Annotated in this window: 27 protein-coding genes; 12 read left to right on the forward strand and 15 right to left on the reverse strand. The window is 67.4% G+C overall.

Annotated features, from left to right (window positions below):
* Positions 1-56: 56 nt before the first annotated feature.
* Positions 57-857: a ParA family protein gene (locus tag CRM90_RS26575; protein ID WP_199190068.1), complete on the reverse strand. Its 801-nt coding sequence runs from the start codon at positions 855-857 to the stop codon at positions 57-59.
* Positions 858-927: 70 nt separating this feature from the next.
* Between CRM90_RS26575 and CRM90_RS26580 the strand changes: the two genes are divergently transcribed.
* The 3 genes from CRM90_RS26580 to CRM90_RS26590 are packed head-to-tail and all read left to right on the forward strand — an operon-like array spanning position 928 to position 3,106.
* Positions 928-1,539 (forward strand): acid phosphatase, encoded by a 612-nt coding sequence (locus CRM90_RS26580; protein ID WP_102809885.1) that lies wholly within the window; start codon positions 928-930, stop codon positions 1,537-1,539.
* Positions 1,539-2,633, forward strand: a complete 1,095-nt coding sequence (locus CRM90_RS26585) for an isochorismate synthase (protein WP_502693327.1) — start codon at positions 1,539-1,541, stop codon at positions 2,631-2,633. Before CRM90_RS26580 ends, CRM90_RS26585 begins: the two co-directional genes overlap by 1 nt.
* The gene (locus tag CRM90_RS26590) at positions 2,630-3,106 is read left to right on the forward strand and encodes a GNAT family N-acetyltransferase (RefSeq protein ID WP_102809887.1); all 477 of its coding nucleotides are present in this window, start codon (positions 2,630-2,632) and stop codon (positions 3,104-3,106) included. Before CRM90_RS26585 ends, CRM90_RS26590 begins: the two co-directional genes overlap by 4 nt.
* Here CRM90_RS26590 and CRM90_RS26595 read toward each other — a convergent pair.
* Both CRM90_RS26595 and CRM90_RS26600 read right to left on the reverse strand, forming a co-directional pair.
* Positions 3,103-3,495, reverse strand: a complete 393-nt coding sequence (locus tag CRM90_RS26595) for a hypothetical protein (protein WP_102809888.1) — start codon at positions 3,493-3,495, stop codon at positions 3,103-3,105. The genes CRM90_RS26590 and CRM90_RS26595 overlap by 4 nt on opposite strands.
* 22 nt (positions 3,496-3,517) lie before the next feature.
* On the reverse strand, positions 3,518-4,387 hold the full coding sequence (locus CRM90_RS26600; protein WP_102809912.1) for a lysophospholipid acyltransferase family protein: 870 nt from the start codon (positions 4,385-4,387) through the stop codon (positions 3,518-3,520).
* 53 nt (positions 4,388-4,440) lie between these two features.
* On the opposite strand from CRM90_RS26600, the gene CRM90_RS26605 reads away from it, so the two are divergent.
* On the forward strand, positions 4,441-5,040 hold the full coding sequence (locus CRM90_RS26605; RefSeq protein WP_102809913.1) for a TetR family transcriptional regulator: 600 nt from the start codon (positions 4,441-4,443) through the stop codon (positions 5,038-5,040).
* Here the strand turns inward: CRM90_RS26605 and CRM90_RS26610 are convergent.
* Positions 5,000-5,473 (reverse strand): GtrA family protein, encoded by a 474-nt coding sequence (locus tag CRM90_RS26610; protein ID WP_102809889.1) that lies wholly within the window; start codon positions 5,471-5,473, stop codon positions 5,000-5,002. The genes CRM90_RS26605 and CRM90_RS26610 overlap by 41 nt on opposite strands.
* A 91-nt stretch (positions 5,474-5,564) precedes the next feature.
* Here CRM90_RS26610 and CRM90_RS26615 point away from each other — a divergent pair, with 91 nt between their 5' ends.
* Both CRM90_RS26615 and CRM90_RS26620 read left to right on the forward strand, forming a co-directional pair.
* The gene (locus tag CRM90_RS26615; RefSeq protein WP_102809890.1) at positions 5,565-6,572 is read left to right on the forward strand and encodes a diacylglycerol/lipid kinase family protein; all 1,008 of its coding nucleotides are present in this window, start codon (positions 5,565-5,567) and stop codon (positions 6,570-6,572) included.
* A gap of 249 nt (positions 6,573-6,821) precedes the next feature.
* Positions 6,822-7,076, forward strand: a complete 255-nt coding sequence (locus tag CRM90_RS26620; RefSeq protein ID WP_047329519.1) for a WhiB family transcriptional regulator — start codon at positions 6,822-6,824, stop codon at positions 7,074-7,076.
* A gap of 88 nt (positions 7,077-7,164) precedes the next feature.
* Here CRM90_RS26620 and CRM90_RS26625 read toward each other — a convergent pair whose 3' ends face one another.
* The gene (locus tag CRM90_RS26625; protein ID WP_102809891.1) at positions 7,165-8,661 is read right to left on the reverse strand and encodes a sensor histidine kinase; all 1,497 of its coding nucleotides are present in this window, start codon (positions 8,659-8,661) and stop codon (positions 7,165-7,167) included.
* A 5-nt stretch (positions 8,662-8,666) separates the two neighbouring features.
* Positions 8,667-8,882, reverse strand: coding sequence for a biotin/lipoyl-binding carrier protein (locus CRM90_RS26630; RefSeq protein ID WP_036345994.1), 216 nt, complete (start codon positions 8,880-8,882; stop codon positions 8,667-8,669).
* A gap of 140 nt (positions 8,883-9,022) precedes the next feature.
* On the opposite strand from CRM90_RS26630, the gene CRM90_RS31595 reads away from it, so the two are divergent.
* On the forward strand, positions 9,023-9,097 hold the full coding sequence (locus CRM90_RS31595) for a 50S ribosomal protein bL37 (RefSeq protein ID WP_085976028.1): 75 nt from the start codon (positions 9,023-9,025) through the stop codon (positions 9,095-9,097).
* Positions 9,098-9,159: 62 nt separating this feature from the next.
* Here CRM90_RS31595 and rsrA read toward each other — a convergent pair whose 3' ends face one another.
* Both rsrA and CRM90_RS26645 read right to left on the reverse strand, forming a co-directional pair.
* A complete protein-coding gene (gene rsrA / locus CRM90_RS26640) occupies positions 9,160-9,474 on the reverse strand; it encodes a mycothiol system anti-sigma-R factor (RefSeq protein ID WP_102809892.1) in 315 nt (104 codons plus the stop codon).
* On the reverse strand, positions 9,471-10,127 hold the full coding sequence (locus CRM90_RS26645; protein ID WP_199190070.1) for a sigma-70 family RNA polymerase sigma factor: 657 nt from the start codon (positions 10,125-10,127) through the stop codon (positions 9,471-9,473). Before CRM90_RS26645 ends, rsrA begins: the two co-directional genes overlap by 4 nt.
* A gap of 244 nt (positions 10,128-10,371) precedes the next feature.
* Between CRM90_RS26645 and CRM90_RS26650 the strand changes: the two genes are divergently transcribed.
* Positions 10,372-10,860, forward strand: coding sequence for a YbaK/EbsC family protein (locus tag CRM90_RS26650; protein ID WP_233209525.1), 489 nt, complete (start codon positions 10,372-10,374; stop codon positions 10,858-10,860).
* 9 nt (positions 10,861-10,869) lie between these two features.
* Entirely contained in the window at positions 10,870-11,715 is an 846-nt protein-coding gene (locus tag CRM90_RS26655; protein ID WP_102809894.1) for an SDR family oxidoreductase, read from the forward strand.
* 4 nt (positions 11,716-11,719) lie between these two features.
* Here CRM90_RS26655 and CRM90_RS26660 read toward each other — a convergent pair whose 3' ends face one another.
* From CRM90_RS26660 to CRM90_RS26670, 3 genes are all read right to left on the reverse strand, one after another.
* A complete protein-coding gene (locus tag CRM90_RS26660; RefSeq protein ID WP_233209526.1) occupies positions 11,720-13,471 on the reverse strand; it encodes a diguanylate cyclase domain-containing protein in 1,752 nt (583 codons plus the stop codon).
* A gap of 289 nt (positions 13,472-13,760) precedes the next feature.
* The gene (locus CRM90_RS26665) at positions 13,761-15,299 is read right to left on the reverse strand and encodes an aldehyde dehydrogenase family protein (protein WP_102809896.1); all 1,539 of its coding nucleotides are present in this window, start codon (positions 15,297-15,299) and stop codon (positions 13,761-13,763) included.
* A gap of 55 nt (positions 15,300-15,354) precedes the next feature.
* Positions 15,355-16,119 (reverse strand): SOS response-associated peptidase, encoded by a 765-nt coding sequence (locus CRM90_RS26670; RefSeq protein WP_102809897.1) that lies wholly within the window; start codon positions 16,117-16,119, stop codon positions 15,355-15,357.
* A gap of 35 nt (positions 16,120-16,154) precedes the next feature.
* Here CRM90_RS26670 and aroA point away from each other — a divergent pair, with 35 nt between their 5' ends.
* Genes aroA through CRM90_RS26685 form a run of 3 tightly spaced genes read left to right on the forward strand, consistent with a single transcriptional unit; the run spans position 16,155 to position 19,325 of the window.
* Complete coding sequence (gene aroA, locus CRM90_RS26675; RefSeq protein WP_102809898.1) at positions 16,155-17,450, forward strand: 3-phosphoshikimate 1-carboxyvinyltransferase; 1,296 nt, start codon at positions 16,155-16,157, stop codon at positions 17,448-17,450.
* Positions 17,447-18,436 (forward strand): ribosome small subunit-dependent GTPase A, encoded by a 990-nt coding sequence (gene rsgA, locus CRM90_RS26680; RefSeq protein ID WP_102809899.1) that lies wholly within the window; start codon positions 17,447-17,449, stop codon positions 18,434-18,436. The genes aroA and rsgA overlap by 4 nt, the downstream gene beginning before the upstream one ends.
* 40 nt (positions 18,437-18,476) lie before the next feature.
* Entirely contained in the window at positions 18,477-19,325 is an 849-nt protein-coding gene (locus tag CRM90_RS26685) for an aldo/keto reductase (RefSeq protein ID WP_102809900.1), read from the forward strand.
* A gap of 4 nt (positions 19,326-19,329) precedes the next feature.
* Here CRM90_RS26685 and CRM90_RS26690 read toward each other — a convergent pair whose 3' ends face one another.
* The 4 genes from CRM90_RS26690 to CRM90_RS26705 all read right to left on the reverse strand — a co-directional run bounded on the left by CRM90_RS26690 (position 19,330) and on the right by CRM90_RS26705 (position 22,929).
* Entirely contained in the window at positions 19,330-19,842 is a 513-nt protein-coding gene (locus tag CRM90_RS26690; protein ID WP_102809901.1) for a GNAT family N-acetyltransferase, read from the reverse strand.
* Between the two features lie 33 nt (positions 19,843-19,875).
* Positions 19,876-21,138 (reverse strand): fatty acid desaturase family protein, encoded by a 1,263-nt coding sequence (locus CRM90_RS26695; RefSeq protein ID WP_102809902.1) that lies wholly within the window; start codon positions 21,136-21,138, stop codon positions 19,876-19,878.
* A gap of 70 nt (positions 21,139-21,208) precedes the next feature.
* Positions 21,209-22,366, reverse strand: a complete 1,158-nt coding sequence (locus CRM90_RS26700; RefSeq protein ID WP_102809903.1) for a ferredoxin reductase — start codon at positions 22,364-22,366, stop codon at positions 21,209-21,211.
* Positions 22,367-22,425: 59 nt separating this feature from the next.
* Positions 22,426-22,929, reverse strand: coding sequence for a DUF6912 family protein (locus CRM90_RS26705; RefSeq protein WP_102809904.1), 504 nt, complete (start codon positions 22,927-22,929; stop codon positions 22,426-22,428).
* Positions 22,930-23,185 lie beyond the last annotated feature (256 nt).

Consider the following 23,185-nt stretch of genomic DNA (forward strand, 5'->3'; position numbering starts at 1 on the left):
ACTCGGAGGCCTACCCCCCATCAGCCGACTGCGACCAACCTAATGGCCGAGTACACCTAGACCTCGGGAGTGAAGGTCGGCAGCGCTTTGCCGGACTTCCAGTGCTTCAGCAGTGCGGCGGCCAGCTCTCGATATGCCGTGCCGCCCTTGCTCTTTCGGCCTGCCAACACCGACGAACCGGATGCGCTGGCCTCGGCGAAGCGGACCGTGCGCGGAATGGGCGGGGCCAACACCGGCAGGTCGTAACGGTCGGCGACGTCGAGCAGCACGTCGCGGCTGTGCGTGGTGCGCGAGTCGTACAACGTGGGCAGCGCACCCAAGAGCTTCAGGTTCGGATTGGTGATCTGCTGCACGTCGTCGACGGTGCGCAGGAACTGCCCCACCCCGCGATGCGCCAGCGTCTCGCACTGCAGCGGCACGATCACCTCGTCAGCCGCCGTCAGCCCGTTGAGGGTGAGCACACCCAGCGACGGTGGGCAGTCGATGATCACCACGTCGAACTGGTCGAGCTTGTCCAGCGCGCGTTTGAGCGCGTACTCGCGACCGGCGCGCATCAGCAGCATGGCTTCGGCACCGGCGAGGTCGATGTTGGCGGGCAGCAGCGTCATGCCTTCGGCCGTCTCCACCAGCGCCGCGCTGGGCTCGACGTCGCCGAGCAGCACCTCGTGCACCGACACCGGCAACTTGTCCGGATCGGCGCCCAGCGAAAACGTCAGGCACCCCTGCGGGTCCAGGTCGACGAGCAAGACACGCTTACCCGCATCGGTGAAAGCCGCCCCAAGAGACGCGACCGTGGTTGTCTTGGCCACCCCACCCTTCTGGTTGGCCACCGCCAATACTCGGGTCACACCGACCATCCTTGCAGGTTCGCCGCCGTTACGTCCCGGCTGCCACGGCGCGCCTGGTCATCGGGCAGAATCATTGATTGTGAGTGTCGGTACGCATCGGTTGGTCCTGCTTCGGCACGGCGAAACCGAGTGGTCCAAGAGCGGTCAACACACCAGCACCACCGACCTCGATCTCACCGAACACGGGCGCGAGCAGGCCACCCTGGCCGCGCACACGATCGAGCACCTCGGCCTGGACAACCCGCTGGTGGTCAGCAGCCCCCGCAAGCGCGCCCTGGCGACCGCCGAGCTGGCCGGGCTGACGGTGGATGATGTGTCGCCGCTGCTGTCGGAGTGGAATTACGGCGACTACGAGGGCCTGACGACCCACCAGATCCGCACCGAGACCCCGGGCTGGCTGCTGTGGACCTACGGCTGCCCCGGCGGCGAGAGCGTCGACCAGGTCAGCATGCGCGCCGACCAGGCGGTGTCCTACGCGCTGGAGCGCATGGTCGACCGCGACGTGGTGTTCGTCGGACACGGGCACTTCTCCCGCTCGGTGGTCACGCGCTGGGTGGAGCAGCCACTGCGTGAGGGTGCGCGCTACGGGTTCGGCGCGGCCTCGGTGGCGGTGTGCGGCTTCGAGTACGGTCTGCGACAGCTCTCGGCGCTGGGCTTGACCACCCACCGCGAGCCGGTCACCGGGACGTGATGGCGCTTCCGACCTTTGTGCTGAGCGGCCCCGCCGGGACAGTCATCGCCGAGGGGATCCGGACCGGGTACGACGACGTCGCCGCGGCGGCGGCGGCGCTGGCCGACGGCTCGGCGGACGTGGTGGTGGGCGCGCTGCCGTTCGACATCCGGAGCAGGGCGGCGCTGCTGACGCCGGTGTCGGTGACGTTCGGCGACACCCTGCCGTCCTGGCCGGCAGCGCCGCTGCCCGCGGTGCGCATCGAGGCGATGGTTCCGGCGCCGGCTGAGCATCGCGCCCGAATCCGCGCCGCCCTGGATCGCCTGACCGCGCCCGAAAGCGCTTTGCAGAAGGTCGTTTTGGCGCGGGCACTGCGCCTGGTCGCCGACGGTCCACTCGACGCACGCGCGATCCTGGACCGGCTGGTGGCCGCCGATGCCGAGGCATGCGCCTACCTCGCCGACCTGTCCGTCGCGGGCGGTGACCACACCGGTGCCGCGCTGGTCGGGGCCAGCCCCGAACTGCTGGTCGCCCGGTCGGGTGACGTGGTCACCTGTCAGCCGTTCGCCGGGTCCGCGCCGCGGTCGGTCGATCCGCAGACCGACTCGGCCAACGCGGCCGCGCTGGCCGAGTCGGGCAAGAACCGCCACGAGCATCAGCTGGTCGTCGACACCATGCGCGCCGCGCTCGAACCGCTGTGCGCCGAACTGGAGATCGCGCCGCAACCGCAGCTGAGTCGCACCGCCGCACTGTGGCATCTGTCCACCCCGATCCGGGGCCGGTTGCGTGACACCTCCACCACCGCAATCGATTTGGCACTGGCGCTGCATCCCACCCCGGCTGTCGGCGGGGTGCCCACCCAGGCGGCGGTCGATCTGATTGCGCAACTCGAAGGTGACCGCGGCTTCTACGCGGGCGCCGTGGGCTGGTGCGATGCTCGCGGCGACGGCCGATGGGTGGTGGCGATCCGCGGCGCGCAGCTGTCCGCAGACCGGCTGGGGGCGCTCGCCCAGGCCGGCGGCGGTATCGTCGCCGAATCCGACGCCGATGACGAAGTCGCAGAGACCACAACGAAATTCAAAACCATCCTGTCAGCCCTGGGGGTGCAGCAATGATCATCCGGATGGCCCGTCCCGGCGACGAGCCCGAGATCGTCGCGATGATCCGCGAACTAGCCGAATTCGAGCACGCCCTCGATCAGTGCACGGTGACCGAAAGTCAGATCACCGCAGCACTTTTCGGCGACAACCCGGTGGGATCCTGCCACCTGGTCGAGATCGACGGCGAGGCCGCCGCGGTGGCGCTATGGTTCCGAACATTCTCCACCTGGGACGGCGTGGCCGGCATCTACCTGGAAGACCTCTTCGTGCGCGACAAGTTCCGCCGGCGAGGCCTGGCCCGCACGCTGCTCGCGACGCTGGCCAAGGTATGCGTCGACAACGGCTACACCCGGTTGGCGTGGGAAGTGCTGGACTGGAACGTCAACGCGATCGCGCTCTACGACGCCGTCGGCGGCAAGCAGATGTCGGAATGGATCAACTACCGGGTCAGCGGACCTGAGCTCGACGCGCTGGCGGCCGAGGTCTAGTTGTCCTGCGCCCGAGAGGCCCAGCGCAGGGCAGGCGGACTGAACAGCAACGCCAGCACGGCGATGGCCACCCCACCCATCGCGATCGCGTAGCCCGGCTGGTGGGCGGCCACGATGTACCAGGCGACCGGCAGCAGCAGCAGGTTGGCGAACACCGCGATGCCCCGGCCCCAGCGGCGCCCGGTGATCAGCCCCCAGCCGGCGGCGGCCACCGCGGCGCCCATCACCGCGAACCAGCCCGCCGTGCCATAGCCGTTGACGATGTGCTGGTCAGCGCCGGACACACCGCGCACCACCAACACCACGGCCACCACGATCGCCACGACACCTTCAGCGGCCGCCGCGAAGCCGGCGTAGCGGACCACGGGCGGGACAACGGATTCGGTCACCTTCGTAAGGTAACCGGTCGCGTCACGGGCGCGCGGCGCGAGACCAGCCCAGCGGGCTGAGGCTCCGGTAGGGGTCCGACTCCCGCAGGCTGAGAAGGTCGTCGAGAATCTGCTCGAGCGCGGTCTGCGTACGGCGCTTGACCTCGTCAGCCCAGCCCGAGGCGTCGATCCCCACCGGCGTGGTGGTGTCGATCGGGGTGCCGAACCGCAGATACATCCGCTCCGGCCGGGGAATGAGAGTCGGTCCGATACCGCGCATCAGCGGCATCGCCATATCCTGTCGGCCGCTGAAGCGACCGCTCACGGACTCGCTGAACCGACCCCACGCGCTGTCCCGCGTCGTCAGGCTTCGGTACACGTCGTCACCTCCGACGAGTCCCACCGGGACGATCGGATAACCGTTCTCCACCGCGATCCGCGCGAACCCGGACCGGCCCTGCCAGCGCAGGGTGTACTCCTCACCCTTGAATTTCGGGATCTCCCGACCACCACCGGGGAAGACCAGGATGGTCTGGTCGTGACGCATGAGTTCACGGGCGGTCTCCGGCGCACCGACCACGCCGCCGAACGCCGCCAGCAGGTCGCCGAACAGGCCACGCATCTGCCCGAACTGACGATCGGCCAGCGGGCGCACCCGCACCCCGATCTCCCGGCGCACCGCGTACGGGATCAGCAGAGCTTCGGCGCCGCCCTGAGTGTGGTTACCCACCAACAGGAATCGGCCGTCAGCGGGTAGGTTGTGCACCCCGTCGATGTAGGGGCGCCACAGGTCGACCACCGGGTGGATCCCGTCCGCGACGGCGCCCAGCACGTGTTTGATGGCGCGGACCCGTCGCGGGTGATTCATGACGGCCGCCACGTCGACGGCTGCTTGGCTGCTCTTGGCGACCATGTCGCCCACTCCTATCGTCAGACGAACTAGTTCGTTCTTTATACTCGATGTTCATGAGAAGCACCTCAGAGCTGCGCGAGGAGATCCTGGCCGCCGCCCGCAGCGAGTTCGCCCGGCACGGATTCGCCGGCGCCCGCATCGACCGCATCGCGGCGACGGCCAGCGCCAGCAAAGAACGCCTCTACGCCCACTTCGGCGACAAGGAGACGCTCTTCCGGGAGGTGCTCGCCGCCAACGTCGCGGAGTTCTTCCAGGCGGTGCGGATGCTGCCCGACGATGTGCCCGAATTCGTCGGCGGGATGTTCGACTTGAGCGTGCGCCGGCCCGAGCACCACCGGATGGTCGCGTGGGCCCATCTCGAGGGGCTGACACTGGAGCCACCCAGCGCTGACGGGCTGCCCCTACCCCAGCTGGCCCTCGCCGCGATCGAGGAAGCTCAGGCCACGGGCCACGTCGACGCGTCCTGGGATCCAACCGACCTGATCGTCATCCTCTTGGGGATCGCGTTGGCCTGGGCGCACTGGCCCGACCCTGCTGCCGCGACCACCTCGGCGGCGGTACTGGCTGGTCGACGCGCCGCGGCCGTCGAGGCGGCAGCCCGCGTCATCGCCCCTAGCGCCGGAACACCACCCACCGCATCGCGCAGTACATGAAAATCCCCTCGCAGGCCCCCGCCGCCATCCGGGCCACGTGGTACTCGACACCCAAGGCCCGCAATCCGGTGGAGACGCCGAGGATGAACGCCAGATAGTTGATCACCACCACGACGACGTAGACACCGACCTGCGGTCCCACCGCGCCGTGCGACTGGAAATTCACCACCCGGTTGAGCACATAACTGGCCGCGAACGCGCACACGTAGGCCACCGTCACCGCGGCCCCGAACGTCACGTGCAGCACCCCGTGCAGCACCGTAAGCACCAGCAGGTCGAGCGCGAAAGTGCCGGAGTTGATCACCACGAAGCCCAGGAAGGTCGGCGGCACAACCGAATTCAGCCCGAACGGCAAACACTTGACCACCGACTCGCAAGCCCGGTGGAACCAGCCGACAGCACTGACCGCATCCGGCTCCGACCCCACGACCACGTCGCGAGCATGCCACCGGCAGCTGTCCGCTTCGTGATGAGCAGACAAACACTTCGAAGAGCCCTCCCGCACCCGTCTAGGCTCATGGCTCGTGCGCGCCGTCCTGATCGTCAACCCGAACGCCACTTCCACCACTGCGGCCGGCCGCGACCTCCTCGCCCACGCGTTGGAGAGCCGAGTGGACCTGTCGGTCGTGCATACCGACCACCGCGGGCACGCCATCGAGATCGCCGAGGCGGCGAGGAACGACGGCACCGACGTGATCATCGTCCACGGCGGCGACGGAACGGTGAACGAAGTGGTCAATGGGCTGTTGGGCCGGCCAGGCCGACGGGCAGGAGCGCAGCGACCCGGGCATGAACCAGGGGCGTTGCCGGAGACGATGCCCGCGGTGGCGGTGGTACCCGGCGGCTCGGCCAACGTGTTCGCCCGCGCGCTGGGCATCAGCCCCGACCCGATCGTGGCGACAAACCAGCTGGTCGACCTGCTCAGCGCGCGCCGCGACGGCGCGGCCTGGCGCGAGATCGGGTTGATGGACTGCGGTGAACGCTGGGCGGTGTTCACCGCAGGCATGGGCGTGGACGGCGACGTGGTGGCAGCCGTCGAGGCGCAGCGCGCCAAAGGCCGCAAGGTCACCCCGGGCCGCTACATTCGCGTGGCGGTCCGCGAGATGCTGGCCAGCGCACGCAACGAGCCACTGATGACCCTCGAACTGCCCGGCCAGCCACCGCAAAGCGGTGTGTACTTCGCGTTCATCTCCAACTCCAGCCCCTGGACGTACGCCAACACCAGGCCGGTGTGGACCAACCCGGACACCACCTTCGAGACGGGCCTGGGCGTCTTCGCGATCACCAGCATGAACGTCTGGCGCAACCTCATGCTGGTGCGCCGGATGCTGTCGAAGAAGCCGGTGATCAAGGCCAAGCACCTGATCCGCCACGACGACGTGGCGTGGGTGCGGGTCACGGCCGACGAACCGGTCGCCAGCCAGATCGACGGAGATTTCCTGGGGTTGCGCTCGGAAATGACGTTCCGCGTGGTTCCGGGCGCCCTCAGCGTCGTCGCCCCGCCCGCGGTGAAGGGCCCTGACCAGCAGTAATGGGGTCGCGCCAAAGGATTCAGGGCGCAGATGGGTTGAGTGTAGTACAAACGGATAGAGGGTTCGGTAACCCACCCCCAGCCAGACCTTGTAGTGACATTGCCCACGTGTTAACTGAGTTCTATTGACATCCGTCGAGGACGTGAAACGATCGGATGCAACAACACAGAAACATTTGTGTGCACCGCATTAACAGCCGAAGAAAAATCACGTGCGCTTCGTTGCGCACATAGTAAGGAGTAGCGACAAATGGATTGGCGCCATAAGGCGGTCTGCCGTGACGAGGATCCGGAACTGTTCTTCCCCGTGGGGAACAGCGGCCCGGCGCTCGCCCAGATCGCTGACGCGAAGCTCGTCTGCAACCGCTGTCCGGTCACCACGGAGTGCCTGACCTGGGCTTTGGATTCCGGCCAGGATGCCGGCGTCTGGGGCGGCATGAGCGAGGACGAGCGCCGTGCGCTCAAGCGTCGCAATGCTCGCACCCGCGCACGCAGCAGCGTCTAGCCCGCCCTTTCGGCAATTTTGACATCGCGGCCCCGGCAAATGCCAGGGCCGCGATTTCTATTTGCAAATGTCGTCCCGGTCACATTTGCTATTGGGGAAGTCGCGCACTCGAACGCCTGCCGAGTGGTACGCGCAACACAACATCGGTACCGCCGCCCGGGACGTCATGCATTCCCAGCGAGCCGTCCAGCTCGGCGGTGACCAGCGTCCGCACGATCTGCAGGCCCAGCCGGTCGGACTTCTCCAACGAGAACCCTTCCGGAAGCCCACGCCCGTCGTCGTGCACGACGACGTCCAGCCACCGCGCCGAACGCTCCGCCCGGATGGTCACGCAGCCCTGCTTGGCCGAGGAATCGAAGGCATGCTCGATGGCGTTCTGCACCAACTCGGTGACCACCATCACCAGTGCCGTGGCCCGGTCGGCGTCGAGCACCCCCAACGCCCCGTCCCGGTTGATCCGGATGGGGCTGTCGACCCGAGCCACGTCGTTCATGATCGGCAGGATCCGGTCGATGACCTCGTCGAGGTTGACCTCCTCGTCCACCGACATCGACAGCGCCTCGTGAACCTGAGCAATCGACGCGACCCGTCGCACCGACTCCATGAGCGCCTCGCGGGCCTCCTCGTTGCTGGTCCGGCGGGACTGCAGACGCAGCAGCGCGGCGACGGTCTGAAGGTTGTTCTTCACCCGGTGGTGGATCTCGCGGATGGTCGCGTCCTTGGACAGCAGCGCGCGGTCGCGGCGCTTGACCTCGGTGACGTCCCGGATCAGCACCGCCGCCCCCGCAGCGGCGCCGTGAACCACCAGCGGCAGCGTGCGCAGCAATACCGCCGCCCCGCCGGCGTCGACCTCCAGGCGCATGCTCGACCCACCGGACAGTGAGTCACGGACATGTTCGGCCAACTCCTGGGCCTCGAACGGGTCGGAGATCAGCGGCCGGGTGATGACCACCAGGTTGTGGCCCTCCAACTCGGCCGCCAACCCCATCCGGTGATAGGCCGACAGCGCATTGGGGCTGGCATAGGCGACGACCCCGTCGACGTCGAGGCGGATGAACCCGTCGCCGACGCGTGGGCTCGACCGGGACAGCGCCAGGTCCCCCACGTTGGGGAAGGTGCCCTCCGACAGCATGTGCAGCAGGTTGCCCGCGCAGTCCAGGTAGGCCCGCTCCAGCGGCGACGACGTGCGCCGCTCGGCCAGGGCGGTCTGATGGGTCAGCACGGCCACCACCTGGTTGCTGTAACGCACCGGGACCGCTTCGACGTTGATCGCGGGTTCGCGCAGCTCGAGATCGCTGTCGCCACGCCCGATCGCGCCCGACGTGAAGGCCGACGTCACCAGCGGCAGATCACCGTCCGCGACGACGGAGCCGACGGCATCCCGGATCAGGACCGTCGGGGCGGTGTTGGGTCGGCATTGGGCCACACAGACCAGCGCGCCGTCGTCGCGGCGCACCCACATCAGATAGTCGGCGAACGACAGGTCCGCCAAGAGCTGCCACTCACCCACCACCGCATGCAGATGATCCACCGCACTGCCCGGCAGCATCGTGTGCTCGGCGAGCAGGTCACCGAGGGTGGACACCGGGGCTAGTCGATCACGGCAATGAGGTCGCCGGCCTGGATGACGTCGCCCACGGACACGCTGACCTCGGTGATGGTGCCGCCGACTTCGGCCAGCACCGGGATCTCCATCTTCATGGACTCCAGCAGCACCAGGGTGTCTCCCGCGCCGATCTGGTCACCCTTGCTGACCACTACCTCGAGCACACTGGCCACGATTTCGGCGCGCACATCCTCGGCCATCTTCACCTCACTCTTGGTACCGCTCGTCTCTCAATGCCGCTCTATCGAACCACAACACCGGGTGGTCAGAGGTTCGACTGCGCCGTGAGACAATTTATTCAGAGCTCAAGCATGCAGCTGTAAATCAATGGAGGTACATCATGGCCAAGCGTGGTCGTAAGAAGCGTGACCGCAAGCACAGCAAAGCAAATCACGGCAGGCGTCCCAACGCCTGATACACACTCAGGCTAGTTATAAAGGGCCCGGCATCATGCCGGGCCCTTTATTTGTCGGCGCGTCAGCCGCGCCGGATGATCGTGGTCTGGCTGATCTGTAGCCGTACCTTCTCCAGCAGGTGCTGGGGCGCCTTCTCCCCACTGCACCGCGACGCAACCAGCTTCTTGATCCGCTCCTCGACGCCGTAATGGCGCAGGCACGTCGGGCACTCTTCGAGGTGATGACGCAGGCGGTCACGCGTCTCGGTGGTGCATTCACCGTCGAGCAGCGTCCAGACCTCGGCAATCACCGCCGCGCACTCGGGGTGGTCGGGGTCGATCGGTCCGATCGGCGGGCGCCACTCAGCTTCGCCGCCCGATACCTGATCGTCGCTCATGACGACACCTCCTCCGGCGCATCTTCCGCGTTCCCGCGGCTGAATCCACGTTCCTTCGCGACGTCGGCCAGCAGGCCGCGCAGCTGGCGCCTACCTCGGTGCAGCCGGGACATCACCGTCCCGATCGGGGTATCCATGATCTCGGCGATCTCCTTGTACGGGAAGCCCTCGACGTCGGCGTAGTACACCGCCATCCGAAACTCCTCCGGCAACGCCTGCAGAGCTTCCTTGATCTCGGTGTCGGGCAGCAGCTCGAGGGCCTCGACCTCTGCCGACCGCAGACCTGTGGAGGTGTGCTCGGCGTTGGCCGCCAACTGCCAGTCGGTGATCTCCTCGGTCGGATACTCGGCCGGCTGGCGCTGCTTCTTGCGATAACTGTTGATGTAGGTGTTCGTCAGAATCCGGTACAACCAGGCTTTGAGGTTGGTGCCCTCGCGGAACGACCGGAAGCCGGCGTACGCCTTGACCATGGTTTCCTGCAACAGGTCTTCGGCGTCGGCCGGGTTGCGCGTCATGCGGAGTGCACCGCCGTAGAGCTGGTCCAGCAGCGGAATGGCGTCACGCTCGAAGCGTGCCGTCAGCTCCGCATCGGACTCTTCGCGTTCGGCGACCTGGGCTGGGCCCGAACCGTCGGCGCTGTCGATGTCGGTCATTGTGGGTGACACAGTCCCTTCTGCCGCTGCGCCCGGGACGGGCTCCAGCAGCGGTATCGGACGGATGAAAAGTGCGGGTGCCTGCTCATCGGCCATCATGCAGACTGCAGCTGACACCGGACTTCTCTCCTTCCAATCCTAAGGCTGTGACCAACATCTTTTCGGTCGCGGGCCTCGAGAGCTACGACCAATGTCCACAACAGGATTTCTCACCGCGCTATTTCCCGTGGTTATTCTGTGCCCCGTGAGTCGTGCGGCCACCCCTGCGATCGCCGCGCTGATCGCGGCCGATGCACCCCATGAGGTGCTGCGTTATCACCATGACCCCCGCTCGGACTCCTATGGCGACGAGGCGGTCGCCGCTCTGGCGGGTGATTCGGTGGTGCCCGAACAGATCTTCAAGACGTTGGTGATCGCATCCGGTTCGGTGCTGGCGGTGGCGGTGTTGCCGGTGCCGTGGAAGCTGTCGCTGAAGGCCGCCGCCGCCGCGTTGGGGCTCGCCAAGGCGGCGATGGCCGACCGTGCCGCCGCCGAACGGGCCACCGGCTACGTGCTCGGCGGGATCTCGCCGCTGGGCCAGCGCAAGCGACTGCCGACGGTGGTCGACAGCTCGGCGCTGGGCTATGACCGGGTGCTGTGCAGTGCGGGCAAGCGGGGCTGGGATGTCGCACTGGCCCCCCAGGATCTGATTCGGCTGACCGAGGCGGTGACTGCCGACATCCGCGCCGTCTAGGGTGACGGAATGTCCTTCTCCGGCAAGACCATGTTCATCTCGGGAGCCAGCCGCGGCATCGGCCTGGCCATCGCCAAACGCGTCGCCGCCGACGGCGCCAACATCGCGCTGGTGGCCAAGACCACCGAGCCGCATCCGAAGTTGCCCGGCACCATCTACACCGCCGCCAAGGAGATCGAAGAGGCCGGCGGCCAGGCTCTGCCGATCGTCGGCGACGTCCGCGACGGCGACTCGGTGGCCGCCGCCGTGGCCAAGGCCGTCGAGCAGTTCGGTGGCATCGACATCTGTGTCAACAACGCCTCGGCCATCAACCTCGGCTCCATCGAGGAGGTGCCGCTCAAGCGGTTCGACTTGATGAACGGTATCCAGGTGCGCGGCACCTACGCCGTCTCGCAGGCGTGCATCCCCCACATGAAGGGCCGGGAGAATCCGCACATCCTGACGCTCTCGCCGCCGATCCGGCTGGAATCGCAGTGGCTCAAGCCAACCCCCTACATGATGGCGAAGTTCGGAATGACGTTGTGCGCCTTGGGAATCGCCGAAGAGATGCGCGACGCCGGCATCGCCTCCAACACGCTCTGGCCGCGCACCATGGTTGCCACCGCGGCGGTGCAGAACCTGCTGGGCGGTGATGAGGCGATGGCCCGCTCCCGCAAGCCCGAGGTCTACGCCGACGCCGCCTACGCGGTGCTGAGCAAGCCGGCCCGCGAATACACCGGGCAGACGCTGCTGTGCGAGGACGTGCTGGTGGACTCCGGCGTCAGCGACCTGTCGGTCTATGACTGCATTCCGGGTTCGGAGTTGGGGGTGGACCTGTGGGTCGACACCCCCAATCCGCCCGGGTATCGCACCTAGGCGCCTACACCTGGACGACGGTGTTGCGGCCGGTCTCCTTGGCCCGGTACATCGCCTCGTCGGCGCGCGCCGCCGCAGTGGTGGCAGTTTCGCCGGGAACCGCGAGAGTGGCACCAATGCTCAAGCTGGCGTGGATGATTCCGCCCGGATGGAAGATCGGTTCGGCCGCGCGATGCCGGATCGATTCCGCGATTTCGATGACGGCGTCGAGGTCGCGGACCGCGGGCAACAGGACGAGGATCTCGTCCCCACCGGTGCGGCCGACCGTGTCGCCCTGACGCACGCAGTCACGGATGCGGCTCGCCAGTGCGGCGAGCACGATGTCCCCCACCGCGTGCCCCCACGCATCGTTGATGCGTTTGAAACCGTCGACGTCGCAGAACAGCACACCCAGGCAGCCGCCGTCGGAGGCCAGGGCGGCCAGCGCTGACTCGAGGCGGGCGATCGCCTCGGCCCGGTTGACCAGCCCGGTGAGTTCGTCGAACCGGGCCAGCCGCTCGAGCCGGCGCTCGAACTCGACCTGGTCATCGACGACGCGCAGGGCCGCGATCACACCGTCGGTCTCCCCGTCGCCGCCCACGTATGGTTTCGAGCGACAGTCGACCCAGTGGTGTCCGCCGTCGGCGCGCATGATCCGGAACCGTTCGACGGCGGGTTCCGCGGCGCCGGTGGGCTGTCGTCCCACGCTGACCAAACCCACATCGTCGGCGTGGATGTGGCGATCGAACTCCGAGCCGATCCACGATCTGTCGCCGAAAGTCGTTCGGACAGAGGGCGAAGCCCACACAACCTGGGCTCCTCGCACATGGATGACGGCATCCACGGCGTTCTCGGCGAGGATGCGATAGCGCGCTTCGGCGTCCTCGCGTTCGCGGATCAGCAGCGCCCTGTCGAGCAACAGGCGCTGTTCACGCTGGCTCAGGTAGAACACCGCGACGCCGATCACCGCGGCGCCCGCCGAGATCGACAGCGGCCACACCGCACCCTCCTCGACCCCGAATGCGAGGAACGCCAACCGGGACAGCCCGACGACCAGCGGCAAGGCGACAAACAACGCAGCCATCCGAACCAGTCCCAGACCATCGGGGCGCGCCAGTAGCCACGCCACCGGATTCGCGTCGACGCGCCCGGCGAAGGTCGCGGCGATCAGCAGCAGCAAGCTGACTGCGGTCGCAATTCCCATCCCGGTTGACGGCGTCGTCTCGATGACGGAGAGCGCGTGGAACGTGTAGACCACCGTCACCAGGAACGGCATGATCGCCGCGGACACCAAGCACACAGTTCGCACCGATCTGACCGCCCGATGGTCCAGGCGCATCAGCGCGACCGCGATCCCGAGCAAGAGGACCGTCACCGCCGTCTGCACGGCCGGGCGACCCGGATATGGCCGCTCCATGACCGCGACGCCGCCCGGGAACCACAGCCTGTCCACCCCGAAGGCCACGCCGGTTGCGTATTCGGCGATGAATACCGTCGCTATCGCCGCACACGCCATGGCCAACGCGCGCGCGACCCACACCCGCCCGGGTTTGGGTCGGCCAGACTGCAACAGGATTGCCACACCCAGAGTGGCCATCACCAGCGCGCCCCACGGCGTCATCTGCGGCCACGACCGAAAGACTTTGGTCAACCGCTCGGTACCGGTCGCCCAGCCGAGCCAGTCCGCAGCGGTGACCACAAAGACCACCGCCAAGGCCGTGCGGCCGGCTCGACGCACCAGAGTTTCGAGCTGCGCGTCGAGCTCGGTCTCGGCCATCGGATCCCCCGTACAACGGTGTACCGGCATTGTGCCGTACCGGGGTATCACCGGGACGCGCGTTCACCGGGCATTACGTCGGCAAACGCAGGTGACTTAAGTCAACGCCGTGAGTGCCTGGGCGCTGCTAGTTCTTCGGGCGAAGCCCACGCTGCTAGTTCTTCGGGCGAAGCCCACGCTGCTAGTTCTTCGGGCGAAGCCCACGCTGCTAGTTCTTCGGGCGAAGCCCACGCTGCTAGTTCTTCGGGCGAAGCCCACGCTGCTAGTTCTTCGGGCGAAGCCCACGCTGCTAGTTCTTCGGGCGAAGCCCGAAGCGGCGAACACCGTTGCCCGCGAAGGCCCGCATCGCCGCCAGCGCGATCCGGCCCTGCCGCCGCGACGACGAGTACCAGACCAGCTCTGACTTCTGAGTGGGAATTCGCGGAGCCGTGATCGCCTGCTGGCGGCAGAACTTGATCAGCCCGCTGGGGCCGCCGGCCCGGTAGCCGATGCCGGAGTCCTTCCAGCCGCCCATCGGAAGCGACGGGCAGAACACGTTGGTCAGGGCGTCGTTGATGTTGACCGCGCCGCACTCCAGGCGACGGGCCACCCGCTCACCGCGTTCGATGTCGCCGGTCCACACCGTGGCCGACAACCCGTACTTGGAGTCGTTGGCCAACCGGATGGCCTCCTCCTCGTCGGCGACCTTCACCACCGGCAGCGTCGGGCCGAAGGTCTCCTCGGCAATGCAGGACATGGTCGGGGTGACGTCGGCAAGCACGGTCGGCTGGTAGAACGTGCCGACACCGGTGGGCTTGCCCCCGGTCAGCACCCGCGCGCCGGCAGCGACGGCGTCTTTGACGTGGCCGTCGACGATGTCACGCTGGGCCGCGGTGGCCATCGCGCCGGTGTCGTACTTGAAGCCCGAATCTTCTTGTCCCTGAGCAAGATTGCGGACATTTGCGGTGAGCTTGCCGATGAACTCGTCGTACACCGGAGCCTCGACGTACACCCGCTCCACCGAGATGCACACCTGCCCGGAGTTGAACATCCCGCCCCAGGCGATGCCGTTGGCGGCGCGATCGATGTCGGCGTCGGCCAGCACGATCGCCGGATCCTTGCCGCCGAGCTCCAGGCTGAACGGGATCAGCCGCTCGGCACAGGCCACCGCGACCTTGCGGCCGGTGGCGGTCGATCCGGTGAAGTGCACGTAATCGGCATTGTTGATCACCGCGGCGCCAGTCTCGCCGTAGCCGGTCGCCAGGCTCAGCACGGGCGGCGCGCCGACCTCGGTCCAGCCCCGGGCGAACTCGACGGCCGAAAGTGGCGTCACCTCAGACGGTTTCAACAACACCGCCGCCCCCGCGGCGAGCGCGGGCACCACGTCGAGGGCCAGCATCGCCAGCGGGAAGTTCCACGGCTCGATGATCCCGACCAACTGGTACGGGCGGTAGCGGGTGGTGAGCTTCTTGATCTTGTACAGCGGGCTGTGCGGCTTGGGGTGCGCGTCGGCCAGAAAGGCTTCGGCGTTGCCGGCCCAGTACTTGATCGAGTCGGCGATCGCCACCGGCTCGAGGCTGGCGTCGTTGCGTGACTTGCCCGACTCCGACATCAACACCTCGGTCAGGTGATCGGCGTTGTCGAGGATCCAGTCCTGCCACTTGTACATCCAGACCTTGCGTCCGCGCGGGCCGATCTCTTCCCACTCGGTTTGGAACAACCGGAGCTCGCGGGCTTTCGCGGCGACGGCGTCCGGACCGTCGACCGGCACGGAACCGGCGACGCGGCCGTCGGCCGGGTTGTGCACGGTGATCGTGGCCTTGTCGGCCTTGGGCTCGACGGCGGTCATGGCCGCTCCTCTCGCTGGTCAGGTCTTGGCTGTGAGCCTAACCGGCACCGCGTCGCTAGAACAGGCCAACCGGTTGGTTGTGTGGATCGGCAGGCTCGATGAGCTCCGGACCGTTGTTGCGGACACTGTTGACCAGCGTGGAGACCTCGCGGAGATCGATACCGGCGATGTCGGGCGGTGCCGACAACAGCTCGGCGTCGGCAGGCTGATCGGGATCCAGCCAGCGGTCCCAGTCCCCCGCGTCGAGCACCAGCGGCATCCGGTCGTGGATCTCGGCGAGCTCGCCCACCGCGTCGGTGGTGATGATCGTGCACGTCAGCAGCGGCGACGCCTCGTCACGTGCTTTCCACACCGACCACAGCCCCGCCATGAACAGCGGCTCGCCGTCCGCGCGGAACATGAAGTACGGCGTCTTACGGGCCTTCTTGCCGGCCGGGGCGTCCGGGTTGGGCTTCCACTCGTAGTAGCCGTCCATCGGAACCAGGCAGCGCTTGCTCTTCGCCGAGGCACGGAATGCCGGTGAACTGGTGACCTTCTCAGCTCGAGCGTTGATCAGTAGGGGGCCCTTGTTGTCGGGGGCCCCGTCGGCGGTCGCCTTCACCCAGGGCGGCACCAGACCCCAGCGCATCATCCGGACCCGCCGGGTCGGGGTGTCGTCCGGATCGTCGTGCCTGCTGACCACCGTGGCGACGGTGGCGGTGGGGGCGACGTTGTAGTTGGGCCCGCGCGCCTCCTTCGCCGCCTCGGTGGCTTCGTCAATGGCGTGGATCTTCTCGGCCAGCAGGGCCGGGTCGGTGGTCACCGCGAATCGTCCGCACATGACTCCATGGTGGCGCACGATCCCGACAGGGCAGGATGTATGCCGTGAGCACCGAGTTGTGGGCCGCGCCGTCAACGTCGTCGCCGGTGCATGCGCGCGTCACCGTGCCCGGCTCGAAATCGCAGACCAACCGCACCCTGGTGCTCGCGGCGCTGGCCGCCGCCCAGGGTCAGGGCACCTCCACGATCAGCGGCGCACTGCGAAGCCGGGACACCGACCTGATGATCGGGGCCATCGCGGCCCTCGGCATCGACGTGTCCGGCGCGGGCGCCGAACTGACGGTCGGCGGGGCGCTCGACCCGGGCCCACACGCGCGGATCGACTGCGGCTTGGCCGGAACCGTATTGCGGTTCGTTCCGCCGCTGGCAGCTCTGAGCAACGCCGTCGTCGTATTCGACGGTGACGAACAAGCCCGAACGCGGCCGATCGCTCCCCTGCTGGACGCGCTGCGGGGGCTCGGTGTCGACATCCACGGCAGCGGTCTGCCGTTCGAGGTCCACGGCCGCGGCGCGGTCGACGGCGGCACGGTGCGCATCGACGCGTCGAGCTCCTCGCAGTTCGTCTCGGGCCTGCTGTTGTCGGGCGCGGCCTTCACCGAGGGCCTGACCGTCGCGCACACCGGCACGTCGGTGCCGTCGGCTCCGCACATCGCGATGACCGTGGCGATGCTGCGGGAGGCCGGTGTCGACGTCGACGACGCCACCACCAACCAGTGGCGGGTGGCGCCGGGGCCGATCGCGGCCCGGCACTGGGACGTCGAGCCGGACCTGTCCAACTCGGTCCCGTTCCTTGCTGCGGCTGTGGTGACCGGTGGGGCGGTGGGGATCGCCGGCTGGCCGTCAGTCAGCGTCCAACCCGCCGACACCATCCTGGGTATCCTCAAACTTCTGGGATCGACTGTGCACCAATCAGATTCGCACCTCGAGGTACACGGTCCGCAATCCTACGACGGCTTCGAGGTGGACCTGCACGACGTCGGTGAACTGGCCCCCGCGGTGGCCGCCCTGGCCGCCCTGGCCGCACCGGGCTCGGTGTCGCGGCTGACCGGCATCGCCCATCTGCGCGGCCACGAGACCGACCGGTTGGCGGCGCTGAGCGCCGAGATCGGCGGGCTCGGCGGCCAGTGCACCGAGACCGACGACGGCTTGGTGATCACCGCGACAGCGCTACACGGGGGCACCTGGCGTTCGTACGCCGACCACCGAATGGCGATGGCCGGGGCCATCATCGGGCTCCGCGTGCCCGGTGTCGAAGTCGAGGATATCGGGACGACCGCCAAAACCTTGCCGGAGTTCGCGGCGCTGTGGACCGAGATGGTGGGGGTCGGTTGAGCCCACGCGAGTACGACGAGTCCGACGTCAAGATCCGGTCGGGCCGTGGCTCGCGCCCGCGCACCAAAACCCGGCCCGAGCACGCCGACGCCGAGGCGGGCATGGTGGTCACCGTCGACCGCGGCCGCTGGGGCTGCGTCCTGGGCGATGATCCGCACCGGCTCGTCACGGCGATGCGGGCCCGGGAACTGGGCCGCACCCCCATCGTCGTCGGCGACCAGGTCGATGTCGTCGGCGACCTGACCGGACGGCCGGACACGCTGGCCCGAATCGTGCGGCGCGGCGAACGGCGAACGGTGTTGCGCCGCACCGCCGATGACACCGATCCGACCGAGCGGGTGGTGGTCGCCAACGCCGACCAGTTGCTGATGGTGGTGGCCCTGGCCGATCCCCCGCCGCGCACCGGCCTGGTCGACCGTGCACTGATCGCGGCGTACGCCGGCGGGCTACGGCCAATCCTGTGCCTGACCAAGACGGATCTGATGCCGGCCGAGTCGTTCGCCCAGCAGTTCACGGATCTCGACCTCACCGTGCTGACCGCGGGGCGGGGCGACCCGATCGACGACGTCGAGGAGATGCTGGCGGGACAGGTCACCGTGCTGCTCGGCCACTCCGGGGTCGGCAAGTCCACTCTGGTGAATCGCCTTGTTCCGCAAGCATTTCGAGCCACGGGCGAAGTGTCCGGGGTCGGCAAGGGCAAACACACCTCCACGCAGTCGGTGGCGCTGCCGCTACCGGGCGGCGGCTGGGTGGTCGACACCCCGGGCATCAGATCGTTCGGGCTGGCCCATATCCAGCCCGACGATGTGCTGCGGGCGTTTTCGGATCTGGCGGAGGCCATCGAAGACTGCCCGCGCGGATGCGGCCACCTCGGCCCGCCCGCCGACCCGGAGTGCGCCCTGGACTCGCTCACCGGCGCGCCCGCGCGGCGAGTCGCAGCGGCCCGACGGCTACTCGCCGCGTTGTCAGACGGCGCGGCGTACTGATAATTGTTTGCAACACCAACCGAGAGGGCACGCCGCACACATGAGCACTGTTCCGAGCTTGACACTCAATGACGGCACCACGATCCCGCAGCTGGGGTTCGGCGTCTTCCAGATCGACCCGGACGAAACCGCGTCCGCGGTGCGCACCGCCCTCGAAATCGGCTACCGCCACATCGACACCGCCGAGATGTATCAGAACGAAAAGGGTGTCGGGCAGGGCGTCCGGGACTTCGGCATCGACCGCGGCGAGGTGTACATCACCAGCAAGCTCAACAACGGCTATCACAAGCCCGACGACGCGCGGCGCGCGTTCGACGGCACGATCGAGGCGCTGGGATTCGACTACGTCGACCTGTTTCTGATCCACTGGCCGCTGCCGGGGCTGTACGACGGCGATTTCGTCTCCACCTGGAAGGTGTTGGAGGAGTTCAAGAATGACGGCCGGGCCCGCAGCATCGGGGTGTCAAACTTCCAGATCCACCATCTGGAGACCCTGGCCCGCGACACCGAGACGGTGCCCGCCGTCAACCAGATCGAGGTGCACCCCTACTTCGCCAACGACGAGCTGCGCGCTTACGGCACCGACCACGCCATCCTCACCGAGGCGTGGTCGCCGATCGCTCAGGGCGCGGTGCTCGGCGATCCGGTGATCGGCAAGATCGCCGAGCGGCTGGGTAAGAGCCCGGCCCAGGTGGTGCTGCGCTGGCACATCGAACGCGGCGACATCGTGTTCCCGAAATCCGTTACCCCGGAGCGGATCAAGGAGAACCTGGAGATCTTCGACTTCGAACTCGGCGACGACGACATCGACGCCATCACCGCCCTCGACAAGGGTGAGGCCGGCCGCCGGGGTCCCAACCCGGACGACTTCAACTGGATCCCGGACTAAACGCTCAATCCCGGCCGGCGAACTTCGACAGATACAGCCAGGTCGGCCGGTAGCCGAGACGCTCGTAAAGACGCAAGGCGTCTCGGTTGCCGGACAGCGCACCGAGAATCAGATCGTCGACGCCGGCCGTACGCAGGTGCTGCTCAAGTGTCGTCAACAGCTCGGTGCCCAGACCCGAGCCGCGAAACTCCGGGAGCACTGAGAGGGATTCGATCTCGCCGACGCGAGCGCCGGTCGCCCAGGTGTCAGCCACCCAGGTGTCCTCGGTCAGCAGCACGTGCGCCAGCCCGTAACCGATCGGGCGGTCATAGACGCTGGCGATCAACAGCAGCGTGTCCGGCTTTGCGAGCAGATCGGCATAGAGTGCGCGGCGCACCCGCCAGGATTCGTTGTCGCTGACATAGGGCCGCAGTTCGGGCATCGACTCGGCGTGCCGGTGATGGACGGCAACCCACAACGGCCCGAGGATGTCGAGATCGTCGGCATTGCCCGTCCGCACCTGCCACGGCGCACTCACGGGGTCATCATGCCCCGCGAGCGCGCCGGATGGCTAGGCGGCTTTCGCTGCGCGCTTGACGCGCCGCTTCTGACGAGCAGTGGCGATCGCGGTCTTGAGCCCGCGCTTGCGGCCGGTGGACGGACCGACACCCGCATAACCCGGTTCGAGTTCTGCGAACATCCGCTCACTGCGGGTCTCGGGTGCATCGTCGGCGGTGTCGCGCAGGTACTTGTCCGGCAGCGACAGCTTGGCGATCGTGCGCCAGGTCTTGGCGTACTGCACCAGGAACGGCCCGGTTGTGTAGGGCAGGTCGTACTTGTCACAGATCTGGCGCACCCGGATCGAGATCTCGTGGTACCGGTTGCTGGGCAGGTCAGGGAACAAGTGGTGCTCGATCTGGTACGACAGGTTGCCGGTCATGAAGTCCATGGCACGGCTGCCGTCGATATTGGCGCTACCCAGCATCTGGCGCAGATACCACTGACCCTTGCTCTCACCGACCATGTCGGTCTTGGTGAATTTCTCTGCGCCATCCGGGAAGTGGCCGCAGAAGATCACCGCGTTGGCCCACACGTTGCGGATCACGTTGGCCACAGCGTTGGCGGTGAGCGTCGAGCGGTAGGTCGCCTTCGGGGACAGCGACGTGATCGCCGGGTAGGCGACGTAGTCCTTGAGCAACTGCCGTCCCGCCTTGGCGCCGAACTCACGCACCCGGATCAGGGTGGCCTTGCGGTCGTCGCGGCCCTTGGAGATCTTGCCGAGCTCCAGGTGCTGCAGGCCGACGCCCCATTCGAAGCCGATCGCCAGCAGGGTGTTGAACAGTAAGTTGCCGTACAGGTTGAACGGCTTCCACTTGGCATCGCGGGTGACCCGGATGACGCCGTAGCCGACGTCATCGTCCATACCGAGGATGTTGGTGTACTTGTGGTGCATGAAGTTGTGGGTGAACCGCCAGTGCTTGGACGCCCCGCTCATGTCCCACTCCCACGACGAGGAGTGAATCTCGGGATCGTTCATCCAGTCCCACTGGCCGTGCATGACGTTGTGGCCGATCTCCATGTTCTCGATGATCTTGGCCACGCCCAGGGTCACGGTGCCCGCCCACCAGGCGGATCGTTTGGAGCTGGCAGCCAGCATCAGTCGCCCGGCGACCTCGAGACCGCGCTGGGCGGCGATGGTGCGGCGGATATAGCGCGCATCCCGCGCGCCGAGGGAATCTTCGATGTCCTGGCGGATGGCGTCGAGCTCAACCGCCAAGCTTTCGATGTCTGCATCAGTCAGATGCGTAAAGGCTTCCACATCGGTAATAGCCATTAGTCACGCCTCCCTTCTTGTGCCTACGCTACCGTAACCTACGTACCCGTAGGTTACTAGCCAGTAAACCTCAGACGTCAACCACACAGTCGCCCGAAGCGGCCGAAATACACGTCTGAATTCGGGTGCCCGGCTCGTGCTCCGCACCCGTACGCAGGTCGCGGACGTGGCCTTCCACCAGGGGCACCACACACGACTGGCAGATGCCCATCCGGCAGCCGAACGGCATCCGCAATCCAGCCTGCTCACCGGCCTCCATCAGCGACGTCGCCGCATCCACCTGTACGGACTTGCCACTGCGGCCGAACGTCACCGTTCCGCCCTCCCCGTGGGTGGCCGTCCGGGACGCCGCGAACCGCTCCAGATGCAGCCGGTCGCCGAGGCCGGCGGCCTGCCACACCTTCTCGGCCTCGGTGAGCATCCCCTCCGGGCCACAGGCCCAGGTTTGGCGCTCCCGCCAGTCCGGGACCAGATCGTCGAGCAGGCCCAGGTCCAGGCGCCCCTCGGTGCGGGTGGTACGGACGGTCAGCCGATATCCGTCGTGCTCGCGAGCCAGCTGCGCGAGCTCGCCGGCAAACATCACATCGGATTCGGTTGGGGCCGAATGAATATGGACGATATGACCCGGGTCGCCGATCTGATCGCGACGCTCCAGCGTCCGCAGCATCGACATCACCGGGGTGATTCCGGAGCCGCCGGTCAAGAACAGCACCGACGCGGGCGACGGGTCCGGCATCACGAAGTTGCCCTGCGGCGCGGCCAGTCGCACGATCGTGCCGGGAGTGACGCCGCCGACCAGGTGGGTCGACAGGAAGCCCTCCGGCATGGCCTTGACGGTGATCGTGATGGTGCGCGAGCGACCCGCGCCGTCGGCGTGCGGGCTCGAGGTCAGTGAATACGACCGCCACCGCCAGCGGCCGTCGACCAGCAGGCCGATACCGATGTACTGGCCGGCTTGGTAATCGAAGGTGAACCCCCAGCCCGGCTTGATCACCAGCGTCGCCGAATCCTCGGTCTCCCGCCGCACCTCGACCACCCGGCCGCGCAGTTCGCGCGCCGACCACAACGGGTTGGCCAGCTTCAGATAGTCATCGGGCAGCAGCGGTGTGGTGATCCGCCCGAACAGTGCCCGCACCGCGTCGATCGCGGGATTGCGTCCCTCACCGGCCACCTTCGGTCGCACGGTGTCGACCACATTCGCACTGATCTTGACCTGGTTCTTCGCCATTGCGCACCTCCTTCGCCGTCAAACCTACGGTACCGTAACTTACGGTTCCGTATCCAGGCTCAGAGCAAATCGAGCAGGAACGGCAGCTCCTGGGTTCCGTACCAGGCCAGGGAATGGTCCGCAGCGTCGCCGACGACGAATTCGGCATCCTCATCGCCCAGATCGGCGTCGTCGATCACTGCGATCGCGGCCTTGACCGCCGGCTCGGCTACAGAGTTGTCGACATAGGCGGCCACCACCTGGTCCAGGTTCACCGGCCCGCTGACCCGCACCACCGCATCGTCGAGGTCAGGGCGCGGGGTCGCATCCGCATCGGCGATCAGCACCGCCCGGCGCAGCGGCATCTCCGCGTCCGCGCGTTCGGATTCGGCGGCCAGCAGCCGCAGCGACGCCAGCGCGGCCTCGCCGATCGCGACCTCGGCCAACTCCTCGTCGTCGCCCTGGGCGTAGGACTCCCGCAGTGCCGGCGTGACGGCGAACGCCGTCCCGCTCAACGGCTGCATCGACCCGTCGGCGACCAGCTGTTGCAGCATGGCCAGAGTGGCTGGGATATAGACCCGCATCGAAACTCAGCTCCAGCGACTATCCATTGACCCGCGAAACCCTGCTGCGGCAACTCACACTAACGCGGATCAAGCGCGTTGGTGGGGCCGGTACCTGCTGGACGAGCAAGGTGGACGGAAGCACGGATTGGGATTGTCTCATCCAAGGCAGTTCTTGACCCGCAGGTGCACCGCGATTCGCAGCCACGGCGGCGTTTCCGGGACCGTTAGCGCGGTTGCCCGAAACACCCGGGAAGCCGCCCGTCCCCGGCCGCGG

The sequence above is a fragment of the Mycobacterium sp. ENV421 genome (genome assembly GCF_002887815.1).
GTDB lineage: Bacteria > Actinomycetota > Actinomycetes > Mycobacteriales > Mycobacteriaceae > Mycobacterium.

Bases quoted from the DNA above. Each gene is read 5' to 3' on its own strand.
- CRM90_RS26600 (WP_102809912.1), bottom strand. From the start codon at position 4,387: ATGGTCGCCAAGAGCAGCCAAGCAGCCGTCGACGTGGCGGCCGTCATG.
- CRM90_RS26630 (WP_036345994.1), bottom strand. From the start codon at position 8,882: ATGGCCGAGGATGTGCGCGCCGAAATCGTGGCCAGTGTGCTCGAGGTA.
- CRM90_RS26670 (WP_102809897.1), bottom strand. From the start codon at position 16,119: ATGTGCGGACGATTCGCGGTGACCACCGACCCGGCCCTGCTGGCCGAG.
- CRM90_RS26605 (WP_102809913.1), top strand. From the start codon at position 4,441: ATGAGAAGCACCTCAGAGCTGCGCGAGGAGATCCTGGCCGCCGCCCGC.
- CRM90_RS26575 (WP_199190068.1), bottom strand. From the start codon at position 857: ATGGTCGGTGTGACCCGAGTATTGGCGGTGGCCAACCAGAAGGGTGGG.
- rsrA (WP_102809892.1), bottom strand. From the start codon at position 9,474: ATGAGCGACGATCAGGTATCGGGCGGCGAAGCTGAGTGGCGCCCGCCG.
- CRM90_RS26655 (WP_102809894.1), top strand. From the start codon at position 10,870: ATGTCCTTCTCCGGCAAGACCATGTTCATCTCGGGAGCCAGCCGCGGC.
- CRM90_RS26685 (WP_102809900.1), top strand. From the start codon at position 18,477: ATGAGCACTGTTCCGAGCTTGACACTCAATGACGGCACCACGATCCCG.
- CRM90_RS26705 (WP_102809904.1), bottom strand. From the start codon at position 22,929: ATGCGGGTCTATATCCCAGCCACTCTGGCCATGCTGCAACAGCTGGTC.
- CRM90_RS26590 (WP_102809887.1), top strand. From the start codon at position 2,630: ATGATCATCCGGATGGCCCGTCCCGGCGACGAGCCCGAGATCGTCGCG.
- CRM90_RS26665 (WP_102809896.1), bottom strand. From the start codon at position 15,299: ATGACCGCCGTCGAGCCCAAGGCCGACAAGGCCACGATCACCGTGCAC.
- CRM90_RS26700 (WP_102809903.1), bottom strand. From the start codon at position 22,366: ATGGCGAAGAACCAGGTCAAGATCAGTGCGAATGTGGTCGACACCGTG.
- CRM90_RS26660 (WP_233209526.1), bottom strand. From the start codon at position 13,471: ATGGCCGAGACCGAGCTCGACGCGCAGCTCGAAACTCTGGTGCGTCGA.
- CRM90_RS26620 (WP_047329519.1), top strand. From the start codon at position 6,822: ATGGATTGGCGCCATAAGGCGGTCTGCCGTGACGAGGATCCGGAACTG.
- CRM90_RS26695 (WP_102809902.1), bottom strand. From the start codon at position 21,138: ATGGCTATTACCGATGTGGAAGCCTTTACGCATCTGACTGATGCAGAC.
- aroA (WP_102809898.1), top strand. From the start codon at position 16,155: ATGTATGCCGTGAGCACCGAGTTGTGGGCCGCGCCGTCAACGTCGTCG.
- CRM90_RS26645 (WP_199190070.1), bottom strand. From the start codon at position 10,127: ATGACCGACATCGACAGCGCCGACGGTTCGGGCCCAGCCCAGGTCGCC.
- CRM90_RS26585 (WP_502693327.1), top strand. From the start codon at position 1,539: ATGGCGCTTCCGACCTTTGTGCTGAGCGGCCCCGCCGGGACAGTCATC.